The following is a 12465-nucleotide window of genomic DNA, read 5'->3' as shown; positions in this document are numbered from 1 at the left end:
GAGGACATCCTTGCCGGCCACCGACTACTACTCCCCGGCCGCCGAGTTCTTCGACCTCGTCGGCCACCGCCACCTGGTCTCCAGCGCCCCCGCCCTGCGCGCGGCCCTGACCGGTCTGGACACCGGCCACGGACCGGTCCTCGACATCGGCGCGGGCAGCGGCCTGGTGACCACGACCATCGCCGAGATCCTGCCCTCGGCGCGCATCATCTCGGCTGAGCCCTCACCGGTCATGCGCGCCGTCCTGACCAGCCGGGTCTTCTCCGACCCGAGGCTGCGCGAACGGGTCACCGTCCTGCCCGAACCCGCCCAGGAGCTCCCCCTGCCCGACAGCCTGTCCGCCGTGGTCATCTTCGGCGTGGCCGGACACATCCCCCGGCCCGAGCGGGTTGCCCTGTGGAAGCGCCTAGCCGACCGCCTCCCCGAAGGGGGGCCGATCGTCGTCGAGCTGATGGGGGTGGACACCCCCCGCTCCATCCCCTTCGTGCGCATGTGCCGGGAGACCGTCGGAACCCAGGTCTACGAGTGGTGGATCTCCGGTGAACCGGCAGGGGAGGGCGTCATGCGCTGGCGCACCGAATGGCGCGTCTTCCGCGACGGGGAGCGGGTACGCACCGTCGCCGACGAGTACGACTGGGAGACCTTCGGCGTGGAGCGCCTGGCTGAGGAGTCCGGGCTGACCGTCAAACGCCTCGTCCAGACTGGGCGCGAGGCCACCCCGGAGATCGGGGTGCTGACCACATGACCCAGGACACCGCCTCCACCACCGGGAAGACCCCCCAGGCGGACACACCCGCGGGGAAGCGCTCACCCTCACCCCTGTCGGTACTGCTGGAACCCGTCCGGGGCAGGGTCGCCTCCGCCGCCGCGCTCCAGGGGCTCGCCGGTGTCCTCGGCCTGGTCCCCCTGGTCTGCGTCGCCGAGCTCGCCGACACGCTCCTGGAACCCGGACCGCCCGACAGGGCCCTCCTGTGGACCCTCGTCGGCCTGGCCCTGGCCGGGGCGGTCGCCGCTCTGACCGCCGGGGCGGCCTCGACCGTGGTCGGGCACCTGGCCGACAACGACATGCAGCTGTCGGTCCGGCGCTCACTGGCGGCCCACCTGGGGAGGGTCCCCCTGGGATGGTTCTCCGGACGGGGCTCGGGGCGGGCCAAGAAAGCCCTGCACGACGACGTCGCCGAAGTGCACTCCCTGATCGCCCACACCCTGCCCGACCTGGCGGCGGTGGTCGCCGTCCCCGTGGCCGCACTCGCCTACCTGGTGTCCGTCGACTGGCGGCTCGCCCTGGTGGCCGTCGCCCTGGTCGTCGGCGGCGTCTTCCTGTTCGCCCGCGCCATGGCCGGCGGCATGGCCAAGTTCGCCGAGTACACCCGTGCCATGAACGACATCAACGCCTCGGCGGTGGAGTTCGTCCAGGGCATCCAGGTGGTCAAGCACTTCGGCGGCCACCGCCGGGCCCACGCGCGCTTCCTGGACGCGGCCGACGCCTTCGCCGACTTCTTCGTCGCCTGGTCCCGGGCCACCACCCCGGTGACGGTCGCCTCGTTCCTGCTACTGTCCGCCCCGATGACGGCCGCCCTCTCGGTCCTCGCCGGAGTGGGCCTCGTCGCGGCGGGGTGGAGCGAACCGGCCTCCGTGGTGGCCTTCGCGCTCCTCGCACCCGCGCTGTGCGCACCCATGAACGTCATCGGCTCCCGCGTCCAGCAGATCCAGGCGGCCAAGGCGGCGGCCTCCCGCGTCGCCGACCTGCTCGCGGAGCCCCCCCTGCCCGAGGGCTCCGGCGGCGCGCCCCGGGACGCCCGGGTCGTCTTCGACGGCGTGCGCTTCTCCTACTCCGCCGACCGCCGGGACGCCGCACGGGAGGCACTGAGGGGGGTCGACCTGGTGCTGGAACCGGGGACGGTCACGGCGCTCGTCGGGTCCTCCGGAGCGGGCAAGTCCACCCTGGCCACCCTCCTCGCCCGCTTCCACGACCCCGTCGAGGGCACCGTCTCCGTCGGCGGAGCCGACCTGCGCACGCTGCCGACCGGGACGCTGTATCGCACCGTCGGCTTCGTCTTCCAGGACGTGCGCCTGCTGCGCGAGTCCGTGGCCGACAACATCGCTCTGGGCAGGCCCGGCGCCACCCGCGAGGAGATCGAGGACGCCGCCCGCGCGGCCCGGATCCACGAGCGGATCCTGCGGCTGCCGCGCGGCTACGACACGGTCGTGACGGAGGAGGCCGCACTGTCCGGCGGCGAGGCCCAGCGCGTGTCGATCGCCCGGGCGATCCTCGCCGACCCCTCCGTCCTGGTCCTGGACGAGGCCACCGCCTCGGTGGACCCCGCGGCCGAAGCCGACATCCAGGACGCCCTCAGCGACCTCGCCCGAGGCCGCACCGTCCTGGTCATCGCCCACCGACTGGCCACCGTCACCGGCGCAGACCGCATCGCCGTCATGGAGGACGGCCGGATCGTCGAGTCGGGGACCCACGAAGAGCTCCTCGGCCGCGGGCGGCGCTACGCGGACCTGTGGAGCGCACAGCACGGCAGCGGCGGCCGACAGGGAGAAGAGCAGTGATCCGCGCATTCCTCAAGGCCATGGGGCCCGGCCACACCCGCCCCGTGGCGGTGAGCCTGGCGCTCACCACGTTCGCCTCCGCCCTCCAGGGCGTCGTCTTCGCCCTCCTGGTCCCCGTTCTGGAGGGGCTCCTGGGGCCCGACCCCTCCACAGCGACACCCTGGGCGGTCGCCCTGGCCGTCGGCACCGCGGTATACGCGGTACTGAAGTCGACGAGCCTCTACCTGAACTTCCGGGTCGGCGGCTCCATCTCGCGGGCCCTGCACCACCGCATCGGCGACCACCTGGTGCGCCTGCCGCTGGGGTGGTTCACCGGGTCCCGGCTGGGAGAGCTCAACCGCATCGCCACCGAAGGGGTGTCGCGGACCACCAGCCTGCCCGTCCACACCTACCCGCCGCTGGCCGACGCCGTGGTCACACCCGTGGTGGCGGTGGCCGCCCTGTTCCTCTTCGACTGGCGCCTCGCGCTGGCCTGCGCGGCCTGCCTTCCCCTCCTGTGGATGGTGTTCACCCTGTCCAACGAGGCCGTGGGACGGGGCGACGCCGCTCGCGACACGGTGGCGGACGAGGCCGCCGACCGCGTCCTGGAGTACGCCCGGGCGCAGCCGGTGCTGCGCGCCTTCGGCCGGGTGGACAGCGCACACACGGTCCTGGACCGCGCGCTGGCCGCCGAGCACGCCGGCGCACGCGCGCTCCTGCTCAAGGCGGTTCCCGCGCTGGTCGCCTACTCCTTCACCGTGCGTCTCGTCCTCACCCTCCTCCTCGCGCTCAGCCTCCACCTCCTGCTCGGCGGCACACTGGCGGCCCCCACCGCGATCGCCCTCATCGTCCTGCTCGTCAGGTTCGTCCACCCGCTGTCGGCGGCGGCCGAGAGCGGAGCCGTCCTGCGCATGGCCGTCAACGGGCTGGCCAGGATCAACACCGTCCTGGACGCGCGGCCCCTGCCCGAACCGGCGACGCCCGTCCCGCCGCAGGGCGCCGAGGTGGAGTTCCACGACGTCCGCTTCTCCTACACCCCCGGGGAACCCGTCCTCGACGGCGTCTCCTTCCCAGCGGCCCCTGGGACGCTGACGGCGCTCGTGGGCCCCTCCGGCGGTGGCAAGACCACCGTGACCCGCCTCCTGGCACGCTTCCACGACGTGGACGCCGGGCAGGTCCTCGTCGGCGGCGTCGACGTCCGCGATATCGGCAGCGAGGAGCTGTCCCGGCACGTGGCCGTGGTCTTCCAGGACGTGTACCTGTTCGACGCCACCATCGCGGACAACGTCCGCGTCGCCGCCCCCGGAGCCTCAGAGGCGGACCTGGACCGGGTCGCGGCCCGCTCCGGACTGGACCGGGTCGTCGCCGAGCTGCCCGACGGGTGGGAGACCCGGGTGGGGGAGGGCGGGACGTCCCTCTCCGGCGGCCAGCGCCAGCGGGTGTCGATCGCCCGCGCCCTGCTCAAGGACGCGCCGATCGTCGTCCTGGACGAGGCGTCCGCGGCCCTGGACGCCGAGAACGAGGCGCTGCTGACCGAGACCGCCACCGACCTGGCGCGGGACAGGACCGTCCTGGTCATCGCGCACCGCCCCGCCACCGTGGCCGCCGCCGACCGGATCGTCTTCCTCGACGGCGGCCGTGTCGCCGAGCAGGGCACCCCCGAAGAACTCCTCGCGCTGGACGGCCGGCACGCCGCCTACGTCCGGGCCCGGCAACGGGCCCTGGGGTGGCGGCTGACCGGCGAACCCGCCTCTGACACCACCAGACCCACCCCATAGGAGGACCGCCCCCATGACCCAGCCAGCCCCCGACGCACACGCATCCGACACACCCGTGGCCTTCCCCCAAGCCCGCTCCTGCCCGTTCTCCCCGCCCGAGTCCTACGCGCGGATGCGCGAACGCCCAGGCCCCACCAGGGCCGTCATCCCCAGCGGCAAGGAGCCCTGGCTCCTCACCGGCTTCACGGACGTGCGCACCGCGCTGTCCCACCCGGCCTCCAGCTCCGACGCCCGCCACCCCGCCTTCCCCGCCCTGGGCGACGGCGAGCAGCAGGTCGCGGCGGAACTGCGTCCCTTCATCCGCATGGACCCGCCCGACCACACCCGCGTCCGCCGGATGCTCGTGGGCGAGTTCACCGTCAGGCGCGTTCGCGAGATGCGCCCCGCCATCGAGGCGATCTGCCGCGAACAGGCAGAGCACCTGCTCTCCCTCCCCACCCCGGCCGACCTCGTCAGCGAGTACGCCAACCGGGTCTCCACCACCGTCATCTGCCGACTGCTCGGCGTCCCCATGGAGGACCTGGAGTTCTTCCGCCGCATCACCTCGGTCGCGGGGGCCCGCAACAGCACCGCCCAGGAGGTGGGGGCCGCCCTGGGCGAACTGTTCGCGCTCATCGACCGGCTCATCGACGAGAAGGCTGAGGACCCCGGCGACGACCTCATCAGCCGACTGGTCAACGGCCCCCTCGCACGGGAGGAGATCACCCGCCACTCGCTGCTCTCCCAGATCGGGATCACCCTCAACGCCGGGCACGAGACCACGCGCAACATGATCCCCCTGGCCGCCCTCGACCTCCTGCGCAACCCCGACCAGATGGACCTGCTGCGCGACGACCCCGGCCTGTGGCCCGCGGCCGTGGACGAACTTCTGCGCCATCTGTCGGTGGCCGACGTCATCACCCTCCGTGTCGCCACCGAGGACATCCCGCTGGAGAGCGGCACCATCCCTGCCGGGGACGGCTACATCGCCCTCCTGGGCGCCGCCAACCACGACCCCGAGGCCTTCCCCGACCCCGAACGCCTCGACCTCACCCGCACCCAGCGCAACCACGTCGCCTTCGGCTACGGGGTCCACCAGTGCGTCGGCCAGAACCTGGGCCGGCTGGAGCTCGAAGTCGCCCTGCGGGTCCTGTTCGAACGCGTCCCCGGCCTGCGCCTGGCGGCGCCCCTGGAGGAGCTCCCGCAGCGCTCCGCCTCGACGATCTTCGGACTCGACGAAGTGCCCGTCGCATGGTGAGGGACGACCCCGGCGGCGACACCTCCCTGAGGCTGAGCGCCGACCACGACGTGTGCGCCGGCGCGGGGCAGTGCGTGCGCGCCGCCCCCGACCTCTTCGACCAGGACGACGACGGCCTCGTGCTCCTGCTCACCAGCGACGTGCCCCCCGGGTCCCGGGCACACGCCCTGGACGCCGTCGACCTCTGTCCTTCGGGCGCGATCGCGATCCGAAGCCGACCCCCCGCTCCCCCCGGGCCGTGACCGCCACGGCCCCGAACAGAAACGAGAACCACCGATGAGACGACAAGCCCTCCTCGCGGGCCTGTGCGCGATCACCCTCGCCACGGCCTCCGGCTGCGCCGGAGGGACGGACAGCGGAGACGGCGCCGCACAGGCACCCGCCACCCTGCGCTACGCGGCGGTCGGCGCTCCCGCGGCCACGACCGCCGACCCGCACGGCCGGGTCGGCAACGAGTCGGACTACCTGCGCTTCTCCATGCTCTACGACGTCCTCACCGTCATCGACGAACAGGGCACGGTCCAGCCCAGGCTCGCCGAGGCGTGGGAACCCGAGGGAGACGACCTCACCCACTGGCACATCACCCTGCGCCAGGACGCGGTCTTCTCCGACGGGGCACCCGTCACCGCCGACGACGTCCTCTTCTCCCTGCGACGCATCCAGGGCAAGGGCGCCGAGAACAACGGCCGCCTGTCCATGTTCGACCTGGAGTCCTCGACCGTCGCGGGCGAGCACGAACTGGAACTGGTCACCCTCCAGCCCTACGCCGAGGTCGGCGCCGCCCTGGCCTCCCTCACCTTCGTCGTCCCCGAGGGCAGTGACGACATCACCGAACCCGTCGCCGGATCGGGCCCCTTCGTCCTGGAGACCGCCGACGACACCACGGCGGTCCTGACCCGCAACGACCAGTGGTGGGGCCCCGGCGGGGGAGTGGAGCGCCTGGAGATCACCGCCATGCCCGACGCTGCCGCCCGCGCCTCCGCGGTGGCCTCCGGGCAGGCCGACGTGGCCGGAAGCGTCGCACCGGCCACCGCCGAGCAGTACGCCGAAAGCGACGAGGTGGAGGTCGTCACCCGCCCCGGCGGCGTCGGCTACCCCCTCGTCATGGACACGACGGCCGAACCCTTCGACGACCCCGAGGTGCGGGAGGCCGTCAAGATCGCCCTGGACCGCGACGCCCTCGTCGAGACCGTCTTCCTCGGCTACGGGCAGACCGGCGCGGACGTCCTCAGCGCCTCGGAGCCCTTCGCCCCGGACGTCGACCCGGTCGTCCGCGACGTCGAACGCGCCCGCGAACTCCTGGAGGAGGCCGGGCACGGCGACGGCGTCTCCCTCACCCTGCACGCCACCAACTCCTACCCGGGGATGGAGGAGACCGCCGTCCTGGTCTCCGAGCAGCTCGCCGAGGCGGGCATCGACGTGGAGGTCGAGGTGGGCCCGCCCGACACCTACTGGACCGAGGTGTGGAACGTCGAGTCCTTCTACATCAACAGCCTGGGCGGGAACGGGTTCGTCGACTTCGCGCGCATGGCCCTGCTGCCCGACGGCCCCATCAACGAGACCGGATGGGACGACGAGGAGTGGACGGAGGACTTCCACACGGCCCTGGCCACCGCCGACCAAGACGAGCGGTACTCGCTCCTCGGCGACCTCCAGCGGCGCATCGCCGAAGAGGGCGGGTACGTGGTCTGGGGGTCCGGTGACGGTATCGACCTCACCGCCTCCGGCGTGACCGGCCTGCCCACCGGACCCGGCTTCCACCGGCTGCGGATCGAAGAGGTCGAGGTCTCCGGTTGACGCGATCGCCACGGGCGGTGCCCTCGGGCACCGCCCCCCGGCCCCGGGCAGCGGGAGCGCTGGTGGCCAGGGGGCTGCGCCCCCTGGTACGGGGCGCGCTACTCCTCGCAGCGGCGTCGGTGGTCGTCTTCGCGGCCACCGCCCTGCTGCCCGGGGACGCGGCCCAACTGCGGGTGAGCCCCGGCGCCACCGACGAACAGGTCCGGGCCCTGCGCCAGGAGCTGGGACAGGACGCCGCCCCCTGGCGGCTCTACACGGACTGGACGGCGGGACTGCTCCGGGGCGACCTGGGAACCTCCCTGGTCAACGACCGGCCCGTACTCGACGCCGTCCTCCAGCGCCTGCCCGCCACCGCCACCCTCATCGGCCTGTCCCTGGCACTGGCCGCCCCCGCCATGCTCCTCCTCGGAGGATGGGCGGGCGCGGCACGCGCAAGCCGCGGTGCGGCCGGAGCCTTCCTTACCGGCGGTGCCGCCGTCCCCGCCGTGGTCGTCGCCGCGGGCGCCGCCGCCCTCCTGTCAGGCGTGCTGGACCTGGTCCCCGCCGTCTCACTCCTGCCCCCCGGGACACACCCCGTCCACCACCCCGAACTCCTGGTCCTGCCCGTGCTCTCCATGGCCCTGCCCACCGCCCTGTTCGGAGCCGGACTCGTCTCCGGCGCGGTCGCCGACACGGTCTCCCGGCCCCACGTGGTGGACGCCCTGCGCAGGGGCCGCCCCCTGTGGTCCGTCGCCGCCGTGGACGTCCTGCCCTTCCTCCTCGCCCCCTTCACCCGTGTCCTGGCGGTGAGCGCCGGCGGCCTCATCGCCGCCACCACGATCGTCGAGACCCTCTTCGGATACCCCGGCCTGGGATCACTCCTGGTCTCCGCCGTCGCCTCGCGCGATACCCCCGTGGTGCAGGCGGTCGCCATGCTCGCCGCGGCCGTCGTCCTCGCGGGACTGGCCGTCTCCGACGCCGTCGCCGACGGCACCGACCCCCGGAGCCGAGCATGGTGAACCGCCTCCTCGCCACAGTGCTCCTGGCCGCGGTCCTGGCCACCGCAGCCCTCGGCGGCTGGGCCGCGCCCTACGACCCCACCGACCCCGTTGCCCCGCCCTGGCAGGGGAGCGGCCCCGGCCACCTCCTCGGCACCGACGCCCTGGGCCGCGACGTGTGGTCCCGGGTGCTCTCCGGCGGAGCCGACCTGCTCGCCGTCTCCGTCACCGCCGCCCTGGCGGCCTCGGCCACCGGCCTGGCCGGCGGACTGGCCGCCGGATGGCTCGGCGGCGCGGCCGACCGCGTGCTGACCGCGCTGACCGACCTCCTCCTGGCCGTTCCCTCGCTCCTGCTCGCACTCGTGGCCGCCATCGCCCTGCCCGGCCCCGCCGCCGTGGTCGTGGCGACCGTGTGCGGTGGTGCGCCCCTCACCCTGCGGGTGGTGCGCGACGCCGTGCGCGCCGTGCGCACCACCGGATACGTGGAGGCGGCCCGGTGCCGAGGGGAGAGCACGGCGGCTATCGCGCTCCGCGAGATCCTGCCCGCCATGAAGGGGACCGTCCTCGCCGATTTGGGCCTGCGCCTGGTCGTGGCGGTCCAGATCGCCTCCGCGCTCAACGTCCTCGGCTTCGGCACCCCGCCGCCCGAGCCCGACTGGGCCCTGATGCTGCGCGAGAACATGGCCGGGGTCGCGATGAACCCCTGGGCCGTGGCCGCCCCGGCACTGGCCCTCGGCCTGACCACGACCGCCCTGGCGCTCTCGGTCTACCTCGCCACCGACCGCGACCCCAGAGCCACCACCAGCCGAGAGGACACCCGTGCGGGGATATGAGATCACAGGGCTGAGTGTGGCGGACCGGGACGGCCGCCCGATCGTCGGCCCGGTCGACCTGGCGGTCCCCTCCGGCGGCGTGGCCGCGGTGATGGGCCCCTCCGGCGGCGGCAAGACCAGCGCCGTCCTGGCCGCCCTCGACGCCCTCCCCGAAGGGCTGCGGCGGGTCGGCGGCCGGGTGAGCTGGAACGGGTCCGTGATCCGCCCGGGACGGTCCGCGCGCCGCTGGAGGCGCGAGCACGCCGGACTGCTCGGCCAGGACCCGGCCTCGGACCTGCACCCCCTGCGCACCGTCACCGGCCTGCTCCTGGAGAGCCCCTTCGACGGGTCCCGCGCCGAGCACCGGGAAGCCGCGCACCGAATCCTGCGCCGCCTGGGCTTGGACCCGGCACAGGTCGCCCGGCGCCGCCCCCACGAGCTCTCCGGCGGCCAGGCCCAGCGCGTGGCCCTGGCCCGCGCGGTCGTCGGCGACCCCGCGCTGCTGGTCCTGGACGAGCCCACCAGCGGCCTGGACCCGGAGGCACTGGAGCGGGTGCTCCAGGTCCTCGGCGAACGCCGCGGGGCCCCGGGGCGGGCCACGATCGTCATCACCCACGACCGGGACTTCGCGGAGCGGGTGGCGGACAGCGTGGTCGCCCTCGGCGACACACCGCCCGAGCGCCCCGGCCGCCGGGGCCCCCTCCTCCGGGTGGCGGAACCCGGCCGCCCGGCCGCACTGGAACTGCGCTCCCTGGCCGTCGCCGCCCCCGGCGGCGGAACCGTGCTGCTCGAAGGGGTCGACCTGGGAGTGCGCCCCGGAGAACTCGTCGCCCTCACCGGCCCCTCCGGCAGCGGCAAGTCCACCCTCCTGCGCGCCGTCGCCGGGCTGCACCCGTCATGGACGGGGAGCGTGTCCGTGGCCGGGCAGGAGGTCCCGCACCGGGTGGAGGAGCGCGGACGGGCCCTCCTGCGCGCCGTCCAGTTCGTCGGCCAGGACCCGAGGGCCGCCCTCCACCCCTCCCACCGGGTGGGCTCGGCCCTCGCCCGCCCCGCCCGGGTCCTCCTGGGCTCCTCCCGCGACCAGGCGCGCGAAAGCGCCGTGTCCCTGGCCGCAGAGGTCGGACTGCCCGCCGAGGCGCTCCACCGCACCCCCGCACGGCTCTCCGGCGGCCAGCGGCAGCGGGCGGCCATCGCGCGGGCCCTGGCCGCCCAGCCGGGCGTCCTGCTCGCCGACGAGGTCACCTCGGCCCTGGACGGCCGTACCGCCCGCCACGTCCTGGAACTGCTGGACGCGCTGCGCGCCGACCGGGGGCTGGCGGTCCTGCTCGCCACGCACGACCCCGCGGTCGCCGCCCGCGCCGACCGCGTCCTGCGCATCGAGCGCGGAGGGCTGGTGGAGGCGGAGGCCGCGGTCGGCGCGGGCCGGAGCACGGGCGGGGTGCCGGAGGCTACCGCGGTGGCCGCTCCGGGAGAGGGCTCTCCCACCCGGCCGGAACGGTGTCGATGACGAAGCGGTAGTGCCGGTCCCGCGCGGACTCCGCGCTCTCCCCGGCTCCCCGCTCTTCACCGGCGACACCCGGACAGCCCGGGATGGGCCGCTCCGGCGGCCCTCCTCCTTCTGGCCGCCGACGGCCTCTGGGCCCGGTTCTGGAGCGACCGGCACGTCGCGGCCGGAGGGCGGCTTCCCGGGGGCGGAACACCGCTGGACCGTTTCCGTCCCGTTCGTCGCGGCCACGCCCGGAAGCGGGGGCTGTGATTTGTCCGGTCCGCCTCCGGGCGCGGCCGACTGCGATGTTACTGAAAATGGTTATCGTTTTCAAGTGGGTTCCCGCGACGCGGGCCTCCGGGCGAAGCGTCCCCGGTCGGGGTCCTGCGCGGCTGAGGGCCCCTTTTCGGGGTGGAAAAGAAAACCATTTCCTTTTGTGTTTCGGACGGCCCTAGACCAAGGTAATTTTCTTTTTCTATGGTTTGTCTTGATTGTTCAGAGCTCTGTGCCGGTGTTGTCTTCGGCTCCGTCCATTCATCCACCGCAGTCGCGGATCCCTGGGGGAGCGATGGCACTGGCACACCTTGTCCACGAGGGCCACGCCCATGACCACGGTGAGGGGTGCGGCCACGTCGCGGTTCCCCGCGGAGGCCATGTGGACTACGTCCACGGCGACCACCTGCACCACGCGCATGAGGGCCACTGGGACGAGCACGCCCCGGCCACGTCCTGAAGGGGGCGGGGCGTGAAAAGCCACTGAAAACGCGGAATCGGATCGGGTCCGCCCCGATCCGATTTCAGGGACGTACGCCGCAGCGCGGCACGGCCCCCACCGCCGAAGGTCAGCCGGAGGAACTACGGGCGGCGACCGCCGCCGCGGTGTCCGCCATGATGAGGTCGGTGTTGATGGCCGCGGCCACCCGGTTCCCCGCGGACGCCGCGCCGATCACCTGTTCCATCGGTGAGGTGACGTTGCCGGCGGCCCACACTCCGGGGACACCCGTCGCCCCGGTCGGGTCGGTCCGAATCACCTCGCCGATGGTGTGGCCGTGCATCTGCTCCTCGACGGGTTTCAGGCCGAGCGGCTCCAGGAAGGAGGCGTGAACGGTGAAGCGCGGGGCGATCGACAGGACGTCGAGGGAGACGACCCGGCCGTCCTCCAGACGTACACCGCGCAGTTCGTCCCGCTCCTCCTCCAGCGCGGTGACCTTTCCGGACACCACGGTGATCCCCAGCGCGGCGAGCCGCTCGCGGTCCTCGTCCCCCGGCTCGGGGCCGGTGTGGGTGAACAGGGTGACCTGCGGACTCCACTGGTGCCACGTGAAGGCCTGGTGCAGGGAGAAGGGCCCCGTGGAGAGCACGCCGATCCTCCGGTCCCGCACCTCCCACCCGTGGCAGTAGGGGCAGTGGATCACGCTCCTGCCCCACAGGCGGGAGAGCCCGGGGAGTTCTGGGAGCTCGTCGACCAGGCCGGTCGCCACTAGGAGGCGGCGGCCCAGGGCGCTCCCCCCGGCGGCGAGGGCGACCCGGAACCCCTCCTCCTCCCGGGACGCCGACACGGCCTCCCCACTGGTGACGCGGACACCGTAGCCGGCCACTTCGGTGCGCGCGGTCCGCAGGAAGTCCTCCGGCGCGGTGCCCTCCCGGCCGAGGTAGGCGTGGAGGCCGTCGGCGGGTGCGTTGCGGGGGAGCCCGGAGTCGACGACCAGTACCGAGCGCCGCGCGCGGCCCAGGGTGAGGGCGGCGCTCAGACCGGCGGCCCCGCCCCCGACCACGATGACGTCGTAGGTTTCGGCTGAACCGGGGGGTTGCGTGTTCACGGTGTTCGCTCGCTTTCTTC

The 12465-nt window shown here is 73.8% G+C and carries 11 protein-coding genes; 10 read left to right on the top strand and 1 reads right to left on the bottom strand.

All coding sequences use genetic code 11. The annotated features are described in order from the left end of the window. Positions 1-10 precede the first annotated feature (10 nt). The 10 genes from B042_RS0108940 to B042_RS26040 all read left to right on the top strand — a co-directional run bounded on the left by B042_RS0108940 (position 11) and on the right by B042_RS26040 (position 11358). Positions 11-745 (top strand): trans-aconitate 2-methyltransferase, encoded by a 735-nt coding sequence (locus tag B042_RS0108940; RefSeq protein ID WP_028648002.1) that lies wholly within the window; start codon positions 11-13, stop codon positions 743-745. Further along, entirely contained in the window at positions 742-2559 is a 1818-nt protein-coding gene (locus B042_RS0108935; protein WP_028648001.1) for an ABC transporter ATP-binding protein, read from the top strand. Before B042_RS0108940 ends, B042_RS0108935 begins: the two co-directional genes overlap by 4 nt. Continuing rightward, the gene (locus B042_RS0108930; RefSeq protein WP_028648000.1) at positions 2556-4316 is read left to right on the top strand and encodes an ABC transporter ATP-binding protein; all 1761 of its coding nucleotides are present in this window, start codon (positions 2556-2558) and stop codon (positions 4314-4316) included. Before B042_RS0108935 ends, B042_RS0108930 begins: the two co-directional genes overlap by 4 nt. A gap of 13 nt (positions 4317-4329) precedes the next feature. Continuing rightward, entirely contained in the window at positions 4330-5553 is a 1224-nt protein-coding gene (locus tag B042_RS26930; RefSeq protein WP_028647999.1) for a cytochrome P450, read from the top strand. After that, the gene (locus B042_RS0108920; RefSeq protein WP_197024228.1) at positions 5547-5795 is read left to right on the top strand and encodes a ferredoxin; all 249 of its coding nucleotides are present in this window, start codon (positions 5547-5549) and stop codon (positions 5793-5795) included. The genes B042_RS26930 and B042_RS0108920 overlap by 7 nt, the downstream gene beginning before the upstream one ends. A 34-nt stretch (positions 5796-5829) precedes the next feature. Then, the gene (locus tag B042_RS0108915; RefSeq protein ID WP_028647997.1) at positions 5830-7350 is read left to right on the top strand and encodes an ABC transporter substrate-binding protein; all 1521 of its coding nucleotides are present in this window, start codon (positions 5830-5832) and stop codon (positions 7348-7350) included. Next, a complete protein-coding gene (locus B042_RS22500; protein ID WP_231493887.1) occupies positions 7347-8348 on the top strand; it encodes an ABC transporter permease in 1002 nt (333 codons plus the stop codon). Before B042_RS0108915 ends, B042_RS22500 begins: the two co-directional genes overlap by 4 nt. Then, complete coding sequence (locus B042_RS22495) at positions 8342-9160, top strand: ABC transporter permease subunit (RefSeq protein ID WP_051415557.1); 819 nt, start codon at positions 8342-8344, stop codon at positions 9158-9160. Before B042_RS22500 ends, B042_RS22495 begins: the two co-directional genes overlap by 7 nt. A gap of 16 nt (positions 9161-9176) precedes the next feature. After that, positions 9177-10646 carry an ABC transporter ATP-binding protein gene (locus tag B042_RS22490; RefSeq protein WP_231493886.1) on the top strand — a complete coding sequence of 490 codons (1470 nt, stop codon included), beginning with the start codon at positions 9177-9179 and terminating at the stop codon, positions 10644-10646. Positions 10647-11193: 547 nt separating this feature from the next. After that, a complete protein-coding gene (locus B042_RS26040) occupies positions 11194-11358 on the top strand; it encodes a hypothetical protein (protein WP_197024226.1) in 165 nt (54 codons plus the stop codon). Between the two features lie 109 nt (positions 11359-11467). Here the strand turns inward: B042_RS26040 and B042_RS0108890 are convergent, their stop codons facing one another. Further along, positions 11468-12445: an NAD(P)/FAD-dependent oxidoreductase gene (locus B042_RS0108890; protein WP_028647996.1), complete on the bottom strand. Its 978-nt coding sequence runs from the start codon at positions 12443-12445 to the stop codon at positions 11468-11470. Positions 12446-12465 lie beyond the last annotated feature (20 nt).

Source organism: Nocardiopsis sp. CNT312, from assembly GCF_000515115.1.
Lineage (GTDB): Bacteria > Actinomycetota > Actinomycetes > Streptosporangiales > Streptosporangiaceae > Nocardiopsis.
This window is presented reverse-complemented; position numbering and strand designations above follow the sequence as displayed.

Bases quoted from the DNA above. Each gene is read 5' to 3' on its own strand.
- B042_RS22495 (WP_051415557.1), top strand. From the start codon at position 8,342: ATGGTGAACCGCCTCCTCGCCACAGTGCTCCTGGCCGCGGTCCTGGCC.
- B042_RS0108915 (WP_028647997.1), top strand. From the start codon at position 5,830: ATGAGACGACAAGCCCTCCTCGCGGGCCTGTGCGCGATCACCCTCGCC.
- B042_RS26040 (WP_197024226.1), top strand. From the start codon at position 11,194: ATGGCACTGGCACACCTTGTCCACGAGGGCCACGCCCATGACCACGGT.
- B042_RS26930 (WP_028647999.1), top strand. From the start codon at position 4,330: ATGACCCAGCCAGCCCCCGACGCACACGCATCCGACACACCCGTGGCC.
- B042_RS0108935 (WP_028648001.1), top strand. From the start codon at position 742: ATGACCCAGGACACCGCCTCCACCACCGGGAAGACCCCCCAGGCGGAC.
- B042_RS0108920 (WP_197024228.1), top strand. From the start codon at position 5,547: ATGGTGAGGGACGACCCCGGCGGCGACACCTCCCTGAGGCTGAGCGCC.